At 69.4% G+C, this 15,478-nt stretch carries 12 protein-coding genes; 11 read left to right on the top strand and 1 reads right to left on the bottom strand.

Annotation, left to right across the window (positions count from 1 at the left end):
* The first annotated feature begins 109 nt into the window (after positions 1-109).
* The 3 genes from ACZ5DC_RS37150 to ACZ5DC_RS37140 all read left to right on the top strand — a co-directional run bounded on the left by ACZ5DC_RS37150 (position 110) and on the right by ACZ5DC_RS37140 (position 4,703).
* Positions 110-1,840, top strand: a complete 1,731-nt coding sequence (locus ACZ5DC_RS37150; protein ID WP_468660320.1) for an ABC transporter ATP-binding protein — start codon at positions 110-112, stop codon at positions 1,838-1,840.
* Between the two features lie 3 nt (positions 1,841-1,843).
* Entirely contained in the window at positions 1,844-3,793 is a 1,950-nt protein-coding gene (locus tag ACZ5DC_RS37145) for an ABC transporter ATP-binding protein (protein WP_468660312.1), read from the top strand.
* A 106-nt stretch (positions 3,794-3,899) separates the two neighbouring features.
* Positions 3,900-4,703, top strand: a complete 804-nt coding sequence (locus ACZ5DC_RS37140) for a phytanoyl-CoA dioxygenase family protein (RefSeq protein WP_468660309.1) — start codon at positions 3,900-3,902, stop codon at positions 4,701-4,703.
* A gap of 103 nt (positions 4,704-4,806) precedes the next feature.
* Here the strand turns inward: ACZ5DC_RS37140 and ACZ5DC_RS37135 are convergent, their stop codons facing one another.
* Positions 4,807-7,146 (bottom strand): ATP-binding protein, encoded by a 2,340-nt coding sequence (locus tag ACZ5DC_RS37135; RefSeq protein ID WP_468660307.1) that lies wholly within the window; start codon positions 7,144-7,146, stop codon positions 4,807-4,809.
* Between the two features lie 635 nt (positions 7,147-7,781).
* On the opposite strand from ACZ5DC_RS37135, the gene ACZ5DC_RS37130 reads away from it, so the two are divergent.
* From ACZ5DC_RS37130 to ACZ5DC_RS37095, 8 genes are all read left to right on the top strand, one after another.
* Positions 7,782-8,219, top strand: coding sequence for a cold-shock protein (locus ACZ5DC_RS37130; protein WP_468660318.1), 438 nt, complete (start codon positions 7,782-7,784; stop codon positions 8,217-8,219).
* Positions 8,220-9,329: 1,110 nt separating this feature from the next.
* Entirely contained in the window at positions 9,330-10,316 is a 987-nt protein-coding gene (locus ACZ5DC_RS37125) for a class I SAM-dependent methyltransferase (RefSeq protein ID WP_468660305.1), read from the top strand.
* A gap of 34 nt (positions 10,317-10,350) precedes the next feature.
* Positions 10,351-11,187 carry a 2-keto-4-pentenoate hydratase gene (locus ACZ5DC_RS37120; RefSeq protein ID WP_468660303.1) on the top strand — a complete coding sequence of 279 codons (837 nt, stop codon included), beginning with the start codon at positions 10,351-10,353 and terminating at the stop codon, positions 11,185-11,187.
* A gap of 4 nt (positions 11,188-11,191) precedes the next feature.
* Complete coding sequence (locus ACZ5DC_RS37115) at positions 11,192-12,085, top strand: acetaldehyde dehydrogenase (acetylating) (protein ID WP_468660301.1); 894 nt, start codon at positions 11,192-11,194, stop codon at positions 12,083-12,085.
* A complete protein-coding gene (gene dmpG, locus ACZ5DC_RS37110; RefSeq protein ID WP_468660299.1) occupies positions 12,082-13,122 on the top strand; it encodes a 4-hydroxy-2-oxovalerate aldolase in 1,041 nt (346 codons plus the stop codon). Before ACZ5DC_RS37115 ends, dmpG begins: the two co-directional genes overlap by 4 nt.
* Positions 13,123-13,162: 40 nt before the next feature.
* Positions 13,163-13,393: an acyl carrier protein gene (locus tag ACZ5DC_RS37105; protein ID WP_468660297.1), complete on the top strand. Its 231-nt coding sequence runs from the start codon at positions 13,163-13,165 to the stop codon at positions 13,391-13,393.
* A 41-nt stretch (positions 13,394-13,434) separates the two neighbouring features.
* Positions 13,435-14,544: a histidinol-phosphate transaminase gene (locus ACZ5DC_RS37100; RefSeq protein ID WP_468660295.1), complete on the top strand. Its 1,110-nt coding sequence runs from the start codon at positions 13,435-13,437 to the stop codon at positions 14,542-14,544.
* Entirely contained in the window at positions 14,541-15,476 is a 936-nt protein-coding gene (locus ACZ5DC_RS37095; protein WP_468660293.1) for an LnmK family bifunctional acyltransferase/decarboxylase, read from the top strand. The genes ACZ5DC_RS37100 and ACZ5DC_RS37095 overlap by 4 nt, the downstream gene beginning before the upstream one ends.
* Positions 15,477-15,478 lie beyond the last annotated feature (2 nt).

The raw sequence follows: 15,478 nt of genomic DNA, 5'->3' as shown, positions 1-15,478 counted from the left end.
CGAGATCCACAGAGTGGTCGAGGAAGCCCCCGGGTGGGGTGCCTCAGTACCAGCCGAACCGCGACCCGTCTCCCGGCCACTTCGGCGCGTCGTCCGGGAGGTGAGTCCTTTGCTGTTGCGGTTTCTCCGTGCCCGCCTGCGCCCCTACCGCAGACAGCTCGGCTTCGTGCTGCTGCTCCAGGGGGTGCAGAACCTGGCGCTTCTGTACTTGCCGACGCTCAATGCGTCCATCATCGACAACGGCATCATCAAGGGGGACAACGGCTACATCGTGCGCGTCGGCACGCTGATGCTGCTGGTGACCTTGGTCCAGGTGGCGAGCGCCCTGGGTGCCTGCTATCTCGGTGCCGTCACCGCGATGGGTTTCGCCCGGGACGTGCGGACGGCGGTCTTCTCCCGCGTGCAGGCGTTCTCCACCCGGGAGACCGAGAGGTTCGGAACGCCCTCGCTCATCACCCGGACCACCAACGATGTGCTCCAGCTGGAGACATTGGTGCTGGTCACCTGCACCGTGCTGCTGTCCGCGCCCCTCAGCTTCGTCGGCGGGACCATCCTCGCCTTGCGGCAGGACGTGCCCACCTCGTCCTTGCTGCTGATCATCCTGCCGGTCATCGGTGTCTGCTGCGGTTCGATCCTCCGGCGGTTGCGACCGGTCTACCGGTCGATGCAGGAAAGCCTCGACCGGGTCAACGATGTGCTGCGCCAGCAGCTCACGGGCATCAGGGTGATCCGGGCGTTCGTCCGCGACGCGTATGAACGGGAACGCTTCGGCGCCGTCAGCAGCGACCTGCTGCGCCAGTCTCTCCAGGCCGGTCGGATGATGGCGCTGATGGGAGCTTTGACATCGATGGTGATCGAAGTCTCCAGCGTCGCGGTGGTGTGGTTCGGAGGCCACCGGGTCCAGTCGGGGCATCTGCAGATCGGCTCCCTCGTCGCGTTCCTCTCCTACATCCTGCAAGTGCTGCTGGCGACGACGATGGCGATCGGACTGTTCGTCGTCGTGCCGCGTGCCGGCGTGAGCGCCCAGCGGATCCAGGAAGTGCTGGAGACCGAACCGACCGTGCCGTCGCCACGGCGTCCGGTCCGGCCGGCCGGGGCCCGGGGCCGTCTGGAGCTGACCGGTGTCGGGTTCCGGTATCCCGGGGCCGGCGAGCCGGTCCTGAGCGACGTCTCGCTGTTCGCCCGGCCGGGGGAGACGACAGCGCTGATCGGCAGCACCGGCTGCGGAAAGAGCACCCTGCTGAGCCTGATACCCCGGTTGATGGACGTGACCGCCGGCGAGATACGTGTCGATGGGACGGACATCAGGGATTTCGACCCCATCGCGCTGACCGCCACGATCGGCTTGGTTCCGCAGCGCGCGCATCTGTTCAGCGGCACGATCGCGAGCAATCTGCGGTACGGCGATCCGGACGCCACCGACGAGGACCTGTGGCGCTCACTGGAGATCGCCCAGTGCCGCGACGTCGTCGAACGGATGCCTGGCGGGTTGAACGCGGCCGTGGCGCAGGGCGGGACCGACCTGTCCGGCGGCCAGCGCCAGCGGTTGGCCATCGCCCGCATGCTGGTGGGCCGACCGCGCATCCACCTGTTCGACGATTCCTTCTCCGCCCTCGACTACGGCACCGAGCGAGCCCTGCGCCGCGCCCTGGCCGCCGAGTTCCCGGACGCCACGTTGATCATCGGGACCCAGCGGATCAGCACGATCCGCGGTGCGGACCGCATCCTCGTGCTGGACAAGGGCTGCGTCGTGGCCGCCGGAACCAATGACGAGCTCATGGAGAGCAGTGAGACGTACCGGGAGATCGTGCGGTTGCAGGTCACGGATGAGAGGGTGTGACTGATGGCCGTCCCCTCGCCGGCCGTCGGCCGCCGCAAGGCGTTCAGCAGTCTGCTGGTCCTCCTGGGCGGGCAGAAGCGCACTCTGACCGGCGTGCTGCTGCTGAGCCTGCCGGCGATCGCGTCGCTGACGCTCGGGCCGCTGTTGCTCGGCCGGGCCACCGACGCCATCACCGCGGGTGTGCTGGGTGGCCGCCTGTCCCCGAGCCTGACCAGGCAGCAGGCCATCGCCGACCTGAGGGCCCGGGGGGACGGGACGCTCGCGAACCTCATCGCCCGGAGCGGTGCGGTACCGGGACACGGCATCGACTTCACCCACGTCGGCCGGCTGCTGCTGGTGGTGGCCGGACTGGGGGTGGCGGCGTCGCTCGCGTCGCTCGTGCAAGGCCGGCTGATCACCGCGCTGGCACAACAAGCCGTCCACCGGCTGCGCGTCGAGGTGGAGGAGAAGCTGACTCGGCTGCCCCTGCGGTACTTCGACGAGCAGCCGCGCGGTGATGTGCTCAGCCGGGTCACCAACGACCTGGACAACCTGGCCCAGTCTGTCCAGCAGTGTCTGCAACTGCTCTTCAGACCCCTGTTGCTGCTCATCGGTTCGCTGGTGCTGATGTCGCTCATCTCGCCGCTGCTCCTGGTGATCGTTCTGACGATCGCGGCGGTCATGGTCCTCGCGACCACGGCCATCGGCCGCCGGGCCCGTGCCCGTTTCGAGGAACAGTGGTCCAGCACCGGCCGGCTCAGCGGTTACATCGAGGAGATGTACACCGGGCACACCGTCATCCGGTTGTCCGGTCGACGGGCAGAGGTCGAGCGGGCCTTCGATGAACACAACGAAGCCGTCTACACATCGAGTGTCCGGGCCCAGTACCTGTCGGGACTGCAGCAACCGACGACGACGTTCCTGGCCAATGTCACGTATGTGCTCATCGCGGTCGTGGGTGCGGCGCGCATCGCCTCGGGAGGGCTGTCGCTCGGCCAGGTGCAGTCGTTCATCCAGTACGCGCGGCAGTTCCAGGCGCCGGTCACCACGCTCGCCACCATGGCTGACGTCGTGCAGTCCGCGGCGGCCTCGTGCGAGCGGGTCCTCGAACTGCTGCACGCCGAGGAACAGGAGCCGGATCCGGCCGAACCGGCGACCCTCGACGTCGTCACCGGCAGGGTGGAGTTCCACGACGTCTCGTTCGGTTACGTGCCCGGTGTACCCGTGATCGAGCATCTGTCGTTGACCGTTGAGCCGGGTCACACAGTGGCGATCGTCGGACCGACGGGGGCCGGGAAGACCACGCTGGTCAACCTGCTCATGCGTTTCTACGACGTCGACGGCGGGCGGATCACCATCGACGGGGTGGACATCGCCGCCATGACCCGGGACCATCTGCGCTCGAAGATCGGTATGGTGCTGCAGGAACCCTGGTTGTTCGACGGCACCATCAGCGAGAACATCGCCTACGGCGCCGACGACCCGATGCCCCAGGACATCGTCGAGGCGGCCGTCGCCAGTCAGGTGGACCGGCTGGTACGCACGCTTCCCCGCGGTTACGAAACGATGGTCGGCGACGAGGACGCGGCCGTCAGCGCCGGTGAGAGGCAACTGATCACCGTGGCACGGGCGTTCGTGGCCAAGCCGACCATCCTCATTCTCGACGAGGCCACCAGTACGGTGGACGCTCGCACCGAGGCCCGTATGCAGCAGGCGCTCGACTCGCTGCGCGCCGGACGGACCAGTTTCGTCATCGCGCACCGGCTCTCCACCATTCGGGACGCCGACGTCATTCTGGTCATGGAGGCCGGAAGGATCGTGGAACAGGGCGACCACGAGACCCTTCTGCGCAAGGGCGGCCCGTATGCGCGCCTGTACGCGGCGCAGTTCGCGTCCCACTCGCCGGCGGAGGCCGTACGACGGGCGCGGGACACCAGCCGGCCTCGGTCCGACGATCCGGAGCTGACGAGGTGAACGGGCGTAGCCCGGCGGCGGATGCGACCACCTTGCAAACCTGTCGCCCGTCGGTCCCCGACTTCGACCCGTCACCCATTCATCGTGTGACCATGAGGGAATTCCTATGCTCCTGAACCAGGAACAGCTGGACCGCTACCGGCAGGACGGCTTTCTCGCTGTCGAATCGCTCCTCACCGGATACGAGGTGGAGCGCCTTCGGGTGGCGTTCTCATCGGACTGTGACGTGCCGGGGCCGCAGCGCATCATGGAGGACGACGGTGAGAACGTGCGCGGCGTCTACTCCTCCCACCAGCGGCAGGAGGACTTCGCCTCACTCCTGCGCGACCGGCGTCTCCTCGGTCCTGTCCGGCAACTGGTCGCGGACGACGTGTACGTCTACCAATTCAAGATCAACGCCAAGTCCGGTTTCGGCGGTGAGAAATGGTCCTGGCACCAGGACTACGCCGCCTGGCGGACAGCGGACAACTTGCCCGAACCGCGGTTGGTCAATGTCGCGGTCTTCCTCGATGACGTCACGGAGTTCAACGGGCCGGTCATTTACCTCCCGGGTACGCACAGGAGGGGGCTCGTACGCGAGAGCCGTGCGGACAAGCCGCGATCCGAGCGCCATCTGGACCCGGACGACATCTCCCTGAACCGCGAGCAGCTGGCGGAACTGGTCACCGGCCACGGAATGGTCAGCCCCAAGGGGGCGGCGGGTACCGTGGTGTTCTTCTCTTCCGAGATCGTGCACGGCTCGGGTCCGAACATGTCGCCGTTCCCGCGACGACTTCTCATCGCCACCTACAACGACGTCCGCAATCAGCCGTCCTGGCCGGAACAGCCGCGTCCGGAGTACGTGGTGTGCCGGGACACCGAGCCGCTGCGGCCGCTCGACGCGCCTTTTCTCGATCACCAGCCGACGTGAACCGAGAGTCTCGCTGTCTCCTCCGCCGTGGCGGCGGAGGAGACAGCGGGTCAGCGGGGACCGGCGGTAACGTGTGGCTCGTCAGATCCTTCGCGGACCGCGTTCACAGTGCGGGCGCTTCGAGCGTCTGCTGGGTCCGGGCGGCCCACGCGGCGATGTGAGAGCGTGAACGCAGACCGAGGGTGTCACGGATGTTCCGCACATGTGTTTCCACGGTGCGCACCGAAACATGTATCTGGGACGCGATCTGCCGGTTCGTCAGGCCCTTCACCAGCAGTGCGACCACGTCCCGTTCCCGTGGGCTGAGCGGGCCGCGGTCGGCCGTTCGCGAGGACAGGGCCGGCGGCAGGCTGTTGTCCACCGCGTACGCGACCGTGGGATCCCAGTCGAGCGCACGCCCGAAGGCCAGCGTTTGAGAAGCCCAGGGTGACAGTCCCTCCGTGGCGGCTTTGCGTGCCGTGTCGACACGCCGACGCCACCACGCGGACGAACGCAATCCGAGGGAGCCGGAGTCGTCAACCCCCTCCGCCGCGGCGATGAGGTGGAGTCCGCGTTCGAACTGGAAGCACCGAACGGCGGTGATGCCCAGCCCCTCGATCAGGACCGCCGCACTGCTGGAGTGCTTCGCGGCCGACCTGAGCGCTTCGCTGAAATACCTCTCGGCTCCTGCGAGGTCGTCGCGTTCGAGGGCGAGTGCTCCCGCCACGCCTGCGAACTCGCAGAGCCAGTCCGACGACGCCTCCACCCGCAGGGTGGGCAGGGCGTCGGCGATGAGCCGGCCGGCCGCGGCGAGTTCGTCGCTGATCAGCCGGCGCCTCGCGAGCTGACCTGTGCACACGGCACGGGTCAGCGCATCGTCCGCGATGTCACAGAGACGGATGCACTCCAGCAGGTCCTCCTCGGCTGCCGCGGAATCACCGAAACGTTCCTTCAGGAGACTCCGCCGCAGGAGCAGACGGCGCAGGCCAGGCCCGGGTGTTCCGGCGCGTTCGTTGTCGATGGCCCGGTCCGTCAGCCGCAATGCCTCGCCGGTCTCACCTTGGGCGGCGGCCAGCAGGGCCGCCGCCTCGAGCACCAGCCCGTCGTGGGGCGATGCGGGGCCGGTCGCGTGGAGAGCACCGCGGACCATGCGCGCCTCCGGGCTGTCGGCCCTCGTGTCCGGATCCACCAGTACGAGGGAGCTCGCCAGGAGCCGGTGGCGTGCGCCGCCGCTGCCGCCGTCCGGCCTGCTGAGGACGTGTCGGATATTGCCGAGTTCGGCCCGCGCGGCGAGCAACGCGCCCGAAGGCGCGATGGCCGTCCGCTGGAGCGGACCCACCAGCTTCGCCAGCCACTGCGTCAGACCGTCGAGCGCGGCCCCCTCCTCTTGCTGATCGACGAGCCTCTCGTGCGCGTAGCACCGCACGAGTTCCAGCATGCGGAACCTCGTGCCCCCCTCGTCCGGTCCCTCGTCGAGGGTGAGGGACCGGATGACGGACTTGGACTCGAGTGAGGCCAGTAGCTCGGGTATCACTGACACCGGTACGTCGGGGTCCGCCGCGACCGCTGCGGCGGCCTCCACCCCGAAGCCGGCCGGAAGAACCGACAGTCTGCGGAACAACTTCTGCTCGCTCGGGCTGAGCAGGTCGTGACTCCAGGCGAGCGTCGCCCGCCAGCTCCGGTGGCGGGCGGGCGACGTGCGCCAGCCGACGATCAGGAGCGCGAGCGGGTCGTCCAGCCGTCGTCGCAGCTCGGCCGGGGAGAAGACGCGGACCAGCTGCGCGGCCAGTTCGATCGCCAGCGGCAGACCCCCGAGCCGTTCGCACAACGCGTCGGTGTCCGCGGCGTTCCGCTCACTGAGCGCGAAGTCCGGCACCACCGCCCGCGCCCGGTGGACGAACAGGCGGACCGCGTCCGATCGCAGGTGGTCGGCGACCGAGGAGCGGTCGTCCCCGCTGGAGAGCGGAAGCCCGCTCACCGAGTACACCACCTCCCCCGGGATCCGTAGCGCCTCACGGCTGGTGGCGAGTACGCGCAGTCCGGGTGAGCGGGAGAGGAGCTGTCCCACCACGAGCCCGCACTCGTCGATCACGTGCTCGCAGTTGTCCAGCACCAGGAGGCAGTCGGACAGTGCGCTGTCGGAGGGCTTCCACTCTGCCAGGAGCGAGTCGACGTCGATCCGTGTCCCGAGTGCCGCGGCGATCCGGTGCCGTACGGATTCGATCCCGCTCGACTCGGCGAGCTCCACGACCGCGATGTCCCGGCGCCCACCGCGCTGCTCCCTACGCGCCACCTCGACGGCCAGCCGTGTCTTTCCCGCCCCGGCCATACCCGTGAGCGTGACCAGGCGGGACGCACGAAGCAGCCGGCTGATCTCGAACATCTCGTCGACGCGACCGACGAAGCTGCTCAGCTGGGTCAGCAGATCGCCGGATGTCTGGGGCGAGATGGTGGTGCATTTCATGCGGCGTCGGTACGCCCGCTGCCGGCAGGCGTTGGAGCAGTAGCGTGCGGACGACGGAGGACCGGGTCTTGTCGGGGCCTTCCGGATCACCGCACCGCACAGGTTGCACGCCAACGGCAGCAGGGATGGATCGGTCATGAGAAACACTCCCCGAACTAAGGACGCAGAAGCACCAGAAGCGTGTGGTTCACAGCCGTGCGCGTTCTCAACTCGTCACGGTGCCGGTGGCACCGTTGACTGGATAGGTGGCATGCAGTAACCCCTCTCCTTTCGTCGCCTGGACGAGCGAGGACGACTCGACCGCGGCGCGGCAACCGTTCCTCACCAGCTGAACGGATGCGGAGGGCGGTCTGGTTCACGCCACGGTAGGCGACGGGACAAGGCGGAAGCTCCCGACGCCCGGTCTCCGTGGACCAGTTGGGCAGCGCGCGGGGTGTGTCGTCCGCACGGTCGACCGAGAAGGCGGTGCTGGAACGGCTTGGTCCAGGGCCCCTGCTCGACAGGTATTTGTGTGCGTTTTCTGTCGCTCTGAAACATGCGGTGTCTGCCGGTGACCTTCAACTTGGCGCGCACGTATCGGTAGGATGCTCGCAGGTTTTCAGGCAGGGTGCCTGGGGTTGTTGTCGGAGGTTGTCATGGTTGTAGGTCGGGTTGTGCGGTTCGACGAGACGCGTGGATACGGCTTCATCGCCCCGGAGGTCGGTGGCGAGGATGTGTTCCTGCACGCCAACGACCTCCTGATTCCAGAGGCAGCCGTGCGCTCCGGGGTAAGGGTGGAGTTCGAACTCGAGGAAGGCGATCGGGGGCCGAAGGCGTCATCGGTGCGACTGGCGCAGGAGGCTGTGGTTCCCGCGGGGGTGTTCCGCGGTGAGTCGCCGTCGCCCACGCTGCCGCGGCAGGCGGGCTCCGAGGCCGACGATCCCATGTGTGATGTGCTCGGTGAGGAGGAGTACAACCGCGAGGTGACGGAGTTGCTGCTGAGCGCGGCCCCGTGGCTGACCGGTGAGCAGATCGTCCGTCTCAGGGGCCGGCTGATGGGCTTCGCCAAGACGCACGGCTGGGTCGAGGACTGACCGGGCCGGGCGCCGCATCCGCGGCGAGGGGCCGCTGCCGCTTCGGTGGCAGCGGCCCCTCGCGCGTTTCCAGGGGCGACGTGTCCGACGGCCGACTCCGTGAGGTCCTCCCGCTGTTCGGCTTGTCGCCGGCTGATGGGCCAGTGCGAGCCCGGTGCCGGTGAGGCAGCCGTTCGATCAGGCCGGGGCGGAGCCGAATGCGGCGCAGGCCGGTGCGGAGAGTGCGTTCGCGGTGCTCGTCGTCGGCGGGGCCGGCCACATCCCGGGCGTCCGCCGGGCGCTGAGGCGTCCCGGATCAGCCCGGCGGGCGCGCCTGGGTGCCGGACAGGGACGCGGACGACCAGGGCAGGGTGCCCGCTGCGGGCGAAGGTGTCGTGTCCTGTGCCCGGATCCTTCCCGTGGCGCGCGGCGGGGAATCAGCCGGGGCCGCCTGTGGGCGCACGCCGCCGGGGTTCCACCGGCCGCTCGCTCACCCGCAGATCCCTCGCGATGACCGGGGTCTTCCCACCACGGCGGAACCGCTCGCCCGTTGCGTGGGTTCCGCTCGCGTAACCACCGTCGCTCCGCGGCCGGGCCGCCGTTCGGCGGGTACCGCACGCCGTCGGCCTACCGCGTGCGGCACGACAGATCACCACCCTCGTCGGCAAGCCGAGGTGCTCGGTAGCGGAAGTGGCTGATCGTGTGGCGGTAGACACCGCGGCTCCGTACGACGCCGTTGTCAGGACCTGAGTGCGATGTTTTCGGGGTAATGTATTTGCGGAATAGGGAAATCGCGACTCGATAACTCAGGACGGGATAGGCGGACCCAGCGCCTGACCGGAGGAACTCGCCGCGAAAGCTAATACGCAGGCCGGGCCGCATGTCACCTAACGGGACCCGGGGGAATGCGTGTCCACCGCAACCGCCACCCTTCGGTCCGCCGACACGTAACGGTGGCGAACGCCGATGCTGCACTTGGGAGTCGACCCAATCATCGGTTGCGAAAGGACATGAGCACAGGCGACGGAACCGCTCGGCTGAGGGGCGCGATGCGGGTAGCCATGTGTGCCGGTCCGGAAATGAACGCGCCCTTCGCGACCCTCACCCCCACCCGACATCGGGAGCCCACGCATGAGCTGGACCGAAGACAGGGAAAGAGCAGCCGACCTGGCCGCGTACGCGGCTCTCCTCGAAATCGCCGAGGAATTGGGTCTGTCCTTCCTTTTGGACCGGGCGGAGCCGTTCAGCCTCGAAGAGGCCGCGGCCGCGGCGCAGCTCACGGAGCCGGCCGCCACCCGCTTCCTGGAGGCGCTGCTCGGCGCCGGCCTGGTGGAACGAGGCCGGGACGGGCGGCATTTCGTGCCCTGCACGGACATGGCCGACCGCCGGTACGCGGCCGGGTACCTGTCCTGGTCGCTCAATGCCAACAGGCCCTACGTCGACCACGCGCCCGAGTTCCTGCGCGACCCCGAGGCAGCGGGTGCCCGCTACCGGCGTGACGGGCGCCGCGTCGCCGTCTCCTCGCGCTGGATCGGCTCCTTCGGCTTCTATCCCGGCGTCATCGAGGAGATCACCGGCCGTAAGCCCCGCCGGATCGTCGACCTCGGCGCGGGCGCGGGAGGCCTGCTGATCCACCTGCTGACCACCCTGCCGGACAGCACCGGCCTCGCGCTCGACCTCAGCGCGGCCGCCTGCGAGGAGGCCCGACGGGCCGCCGGCGAGGCCGGCGTGGGCGATCGCCTGGAGATCGTCAACCGGTCCGTCGAGTCGCTCGTGGACGACGCCTCACCCGTCCGTGGCGCGGACGTCGTCCACGCCGGATTCGTCATGCACGACGTCGCCCGACGGCCCGACGTGCTCGATGGCGTCCTGCGCGCGTGCCGTACCTCCGTCACCGACGGCGGATGTCTCGTCGTCACGGACGCGGTGCCGTACGCCGACGGGGAGCGGGAGCGTGCCTTCAGCGCGCTGTTCACCTACCTCCACGCCAGCTCCATGGACGTGCGGCTGCCCGCCGAGGAGGACTGGCGGGCGGCGTTCTCCCGGGCCGGCTTCTCCGACGTGACGAGCACCCCGCTGCCCATGCCCGGCAGCCGGGTCTTCGTGGCCCAGTGCTAGCGCACCACGACCGGACGGCTCGGACTGGAGAAGCATGAACACTGCCGCCGACGATACGATCAGCAGGGCGCGGGCCCTTTACGAGGCGCGGGAGACGGGCCTGCCCATCGCACCGTTCACCGACGTCGACCCCGGTCTGGGCGCCGAGGACGGCTACGCCGTCCAGCGCGAACTGATCGGTCTGCTCCTCGCCGACGGCGACCGCGTGGTGGGATACAAAGCGGGACTCACCTCCGCCCCCATGCAGGACATGTTCGGCACCCGCACGCCCGACTACGGCCCGGTGCTGTCCTCGACGGTGCACTCGTCCGGAGCGAGCGTTCGGGCCTCCGGGTTCATCGCACCCAAGGTGGAGGCGGAAATCGTCTTCCGGCTCGGCCGTCCGCTGCGCGGCCCGGGCGTCACGGTGGAGGAGGCGCGGGCGGCCGTCAGCGAAGTCATGGCCGGACTGGAGATCGTCGACTCCCGTATCCAGGACTGGCGCATCCGGCTCGCCGACACCATCGCCGATCTCGCGTCGAACGGCGCGGTGGTACTGGCTCCGCCGCATCCGGCGGACCCGGACCTCGACCACCGGCTCACCGGAATGGTCTTCACCCGCAACGGTGAACTCGTGGCGACGGGAGCCGGAGCCGCGGCGCTCGGCGACCCGGTGGCGGTGGTGGCCTGGCTCGCCAACACGCTCGGCGCACACGGCGTGACGCTGGACGCCGGGCACCTGGTCATGACGGGCGCTCTGCACGCCGCCGTCCCGATGCGCGCCGGCGACACCTTCGCCGCCGAGTTCGACCGGCTCGGCACTGTCACGCTGCACGTCGACGACGCCCGGTCCGTCCGGCAAGGCGAACCTCCGCTCACGGAAGGGCGATGAAGTCATGAAGCGACAAGCGCGGCCGACCGCTGCGGTGCTCGGAGCCGGATTGATCGGCGTCGACCTCGCCGCCAAGATCATGGACTCGGACGTGCTCGACTGCGGACTCGTCGTGGGGCGTGAACCGAGCACCCGGGGGCTGCGTCAGGCCGCCGACCTCGGCCTGCCCACGTCCGCCGACGGCATCCACGCGCTCATCGGCACCGACGAACCCTTCGACATCGTCTTCGACGCCACCAACGCCCTGGCCCACGCCGAACACGCCGAACTGCTCGGTCGCTCGCGGACCCTGCTCGTGGATCTCACACCGAGCAGGGTGGGCCGGATGATCGTGCCGAGCGTCAACGGCGAGGACCTGCCGGAGCACGGCGACGTCAACATGGTCAGCTGCGGCGGCCAGGCATCCGTGCCGATCCTGCACGCGATCACCCGGCAACACAGGGTCGATTACATCGAGGTCGTGACGACCGCCGCCAGCCTGAGCGTCGGCCGCTCGACACGGCTCAACCTCGACGAGTACGTCGACACCACACAGGACGCCGTGCGGTCCTTCACCGGTGTCAAGGACGTCAAGGCGATGCTCAACGTCAGCCCGGCCCGGCCGCCCGCCACCTTCCGGGTTGCCATGTCCCTGATCGGCGAAGGCCTGGACGGGGAATCGGTGCGCGCGGCCGTTGCCGCCGCTGCCGCCGACGTCCGGACGTTCGCGGCGGGCTATGCCGTGTCGGTCTGCGAGGTCTCCGACGGCCGCGCCTTCGTCGCCGTGGAGGTCACCTCCTCCGGGGGCCGCATCCCGTCGTACGCGGGCAATCTCGACATCATCAACTCCGCCGCGATCCAGGTCGCCGAGCGGTACGCGGCGGCCGGGTTCACCCGCGCCCCGGGGGAGACGGTATGAACACCTCGACGCAGCGGCCGGCGGACAGCCGCGGACACGTCCTGATCCACGATCCGTCCCTGCGCGACGGCCACCACGCGGTGCGCCATCAACTGGGAGCCGAGCAGTTGCGCGCTTACGCGGAGGCCGCCGACACCGCGGGCGTCCCCGTCGTGGAGGTGGGCCACGGCAACGGTCTCGGCGCCTCCTCCCTCCAGGCCGGGCAGGCCCGTCTCGACGACGACAACATGCTGGCGGTGGTCCGCGAGGCCCTCACCAGCAGCCGGATGGCCGTCTTCATGCTGCCCGGCTGGGGTACCACCGCCGACCTGCGCAAGGCCATCGCGCACGAGGTCGACGTCGTTCGTATCGGCACGCACTGCACCGAGAGCGACCTCGCTGAACGGCATCTCGGCTTCCTGCGCGACGCGGGAGTCGAAGCACAGGGTGTCCTGCTCATGAGCCACATGGCCACACCCGAGCGGCTCGCCCGGGAGTGCGCCCGGCTCGTCGAGTACGGGGCGAACGCGGTCGGCATCTTCGACTCCGCGGGCCACTACCTGCCCGCCGACGTCACCGAGCGCATCACCGCCATCCGTGAGGCCGTCGACGTGCCGGTGGCCTTCCACGGCCACAACAACCTCGGCATGGCGGTCGCCAACTCCATCGCCGCGGTAGAGGCGGGCGCGAGCACGCTCGACGCCTGCGCCCGGGGCTTCGGAGCCGGTGCAGGCAACACCCAGCTCGAAGTCCTCGTGCCGGTGCTGGAGCGCATGGGCCACCGGACCGGCATCGACCTGTACGGCCTCCTCGACGCCGCCGACGTCGCCGAACGCGACCTGATGCCGGCGCCGCCGACCATCGACTCGGTGGCCGTCGTCAGCGGCCTCGCCGGTGTGTTCTCCGGTTTCAAGAGCCGCGTCCTCGACGTCTCACGGCGCGAGGGCGTCGACCCGCGCGACGTCTTCTTCGAACTCGGCCGACGCCAAGCCGTCGCGGGCCAGGAAGACCTCATCGTGGACGTCGCCCTCGCCCTGCGAGAGGGCCCCAAGGGCTGAACCCCACGACATTCCGCCGCAGCACACAGAAGGGAAGACCGTGTACGAAGTGCTCAAGGGCATCCTGGTGGACGACCTCCAGGTGCGGGAGGAGGACGTCCTGCCGACCGCCACCCGCGAAGAGGTCGGACTGGACTCCCTCGCGGCGCTCGAACTGGCGCAGGTGCTGAGCAAGCGTCTCGGCATCGACATCCAGGACTACGAACTCCTGGACACCACCACCATCGCCGAGATGGCACACCTGGTGGCCGAACGACAGGAACGTGCCTGAGCGCGAAGCTCACCGGCGACATCCCACTGCCTTGGAGCTCCATGTCCCTCCCCCGACTGCGCGCGCTGCTCGACACCATGCCGGGCTACCAGCCGTCCGAAGGCGTGTACGCGGCGCGGCAGCGCCCCCGCCTGCTGTCGGCGAACGAGTCGCCCGACCGGCCCCTGCCCGGCATCATTGACGCGATCACACGGGCGGGAGCCTCGGTCAACCGCTACCCGGACCCCGGCTGCGGCGGGCTGATCCGGGCGCTCGCCGGGGCGCACGGTGCCGACGAGGACCGCATCGCGGTCGGCGCGGGATCCGTCGCCCTGTTGCAGACGCTGTTCCAGGCGGTCGCCGAACCCGGAGCCGAAGTCATCCACGCCTGGCCGTCGTTCGAGCTCTACCCCGTCCTGGCCGCCCTCGCCGGCGTCACCTGCGTCGCCGTGCCGCTCGTCGACGGTGCCCACGACCTACGGAGCATGGCCGACCGCATCACCCCGCACACCCGGATGATGGTCGTCTGCAATCCCAACAACCCCACCGGGACGATCGCCGACCCCGGCGAACTCGCGCGCTTCCTGACCCGGGTACCGTCCACCTGCCTGGTGGTCCTGGACGAGGCGTACTACGAGTACGTCCGCGCCCCGGCCGCGACGAGCGGGCTCGAGTACGGCGCCGCGCACCCGAACCTGGTGGTTCTGCGGACTTTCTCCAAGGCCTACGGACTCGCAGGACTGCGGATCGGCTATCTCGTCGGGGACGGCCGCGTGGTGCACAGATTACGCAAGGCGTGCCTGGCGTACGCGGTGAGCACCGTCGCACAGGAGGCGGCGGTCGAAGCACTCGCACTCCGCGACCAGATGACGTGCCGGGTCGATGCCACGGTCGCCGAACGCACCCGTGTCCACGAGGCCCTCGTGCGGGACGGCTGGGCGATACCCGCCAGCGAGGCCAACTTCCTGTGGCTCCCGGTGGGTGAGGACGCGGCCGTGTTCGGCCGGTGGTGCGCTCGCCGGGGCATCGCCGTCCGCGTGTTCCCGGGCGAGGGCGTCCGCGTGACCATCGGCTCCGCACAGGACAACGACATCTTCCTCGAAGCCGCCGCGACCTGGCGCACCACACGGCCCTGGGCGATCGCCGGCCCTGAAGGTACGGAGGGCGAATGAACACGATCGAAGCCTCGGCGGTGCGGCCACGCTCGCGCCATGTGATCGTCGCGCCGGGCATGTGCAGCGGTGGATCACTGCTGTTCGGCCGCATCGGGGACTGGACATGGGAGGCCGTCGCGGACGCGTGCCGCATGAACGTGCACTCGGCGCGCACCCCGGGCGGCGACCCCGCCTACCTGTCCTTCTACTACTTCCACGTGCACGGCGGACGGATCGTTCACCCCCACGGACTCACCTTCGGAGACGAACTCCACGTCACCTCACGGGTGTTCCAGCTCGGCAGCGGCTCCACGCTCACCCTGCACCGGCTCGCACCGGCCGATCTGCGACTGCACGAAGAGCCGCTGGACCCCTTCGAGGTGTACGAGCGGCCGCACCCGGACTGCCTGTACGCCGAGAACTTCAACCGCTGGATCGCCCGCTCCAGCAGTGGCAGCAATCGCGGTCTGGCACAGATCTGCCCCGCGGACTTCGCCTCCACCGACCTGCCCCACCTGCCGAACCGGTACTCGCCGCGCGCTCTCGCCGGCAAGGCCCGCGCCGCGGGCAGTTTCCACCCCGTCGGTCCACCGGGCTTCGTCGAGGACGGCCCGGTCCACACCGTCGAGTACGCGCTCGACGTCGTGCGAGACCTCAACGGCGCCGGCCTGATGTACTTCGCGTCCTACTTCTCCATCTTCGACACGGCTCTGCTGCGCCTGTGGCGCTCGCTCGGCCGCACCGACGAGCAGTTCCTGCGGCGCAAGGTCACCGACCAGCAGATCGGCTACTACGGCAACGCCGACCCCGGTTCGGTGTTCACCATCTCCGTCCGCCGATGGATCAGCCGGGAACGACCGGGCGTCGAGATCGCGGACATGGCCATGCGCGAGACGGGCACAGGCCGCCTGGTCGCCGTGAGCGCGATCGAGACCGACACCGGCTCCTAGCC

The sequence above is a fragment of the Streptomyces sp. NPDC031445 genome (assembly GCF_055581365.1).
This window is presented reverse-complemented; position numbering and strand designations above follow the sequence as displayed.

Coding starts and splice junctions, on each gene's coding strand:
- ACZ5DC_RS37145 (WP_468660312.1), top strand. CDS start 1,844: ATGGCCGTCCCCTCGCCGGCCGTCGGCCGCCGCAAGGCGTTCAGCAGT.
- ACZ5DC_RS37140 (WP_468660309.1), top strand. CDS start 3,900: ATGCTCCTGAACCAGGAACAGCTGGACCGCTACCGGCAGGACGGCTTT.
- ACZ5DC_RS37135 (WP_468660307.1), bottom strand. CDS start 7,146: ATGAAATGCACCACCATCTCGCCCCAGACATCCGGCGATCTGCTGACC.
- ACZ5DC_RS37130 (WP_468660318.1), top strand. CDS start 7,782: ATGGTTGTAGGTCGGGTTGTGCGGTTCGACGAGACGCGTGGATACGGC.
- ACZ5DC_RS37125 (WP_468660305.1), top strand. CDS start 9,330: ATGAGCTGGACCGAAGACAGGGAAAGAGCAGCCGACCTGGCCGCGTAC.
- ACZ5DC_RS37120 (WP_468660303.1), top strand. CDS start 10,351: ATGAACACTGCCGCCGACGATACGATCAGCAGGGCGCGGGCCCTTTAC.
- ACZ5DC_RS37115 (WP_468660301.1), top strand. CDS start 11,192: ATGAAGCGACAAGCGCGGCCGACCGCTGCGGTGCTCGGAGCCGGATTG.
- dmpG (WP_468660299.1), top strand. CDS start 12,082: ATGAACACCTCGACGCAGCGGCCGGCGGACAGCCGCGGACACGTCCTG.
- ACZ5DC_RS37100 (WP_468660295.1), top strand. CDS start 13,435: ATGTCCCTCCCCCGACTGCGCGCGCTGCTCGACACCATGCCGGGCTAC.
- ACZ5DC_RS37095 (WP_468660293.1), top strand. CDS start 14,541: ATGAACACGATCGAAGCCTCGGCGGTGCGGCCACGCTCGCGCCATGTG.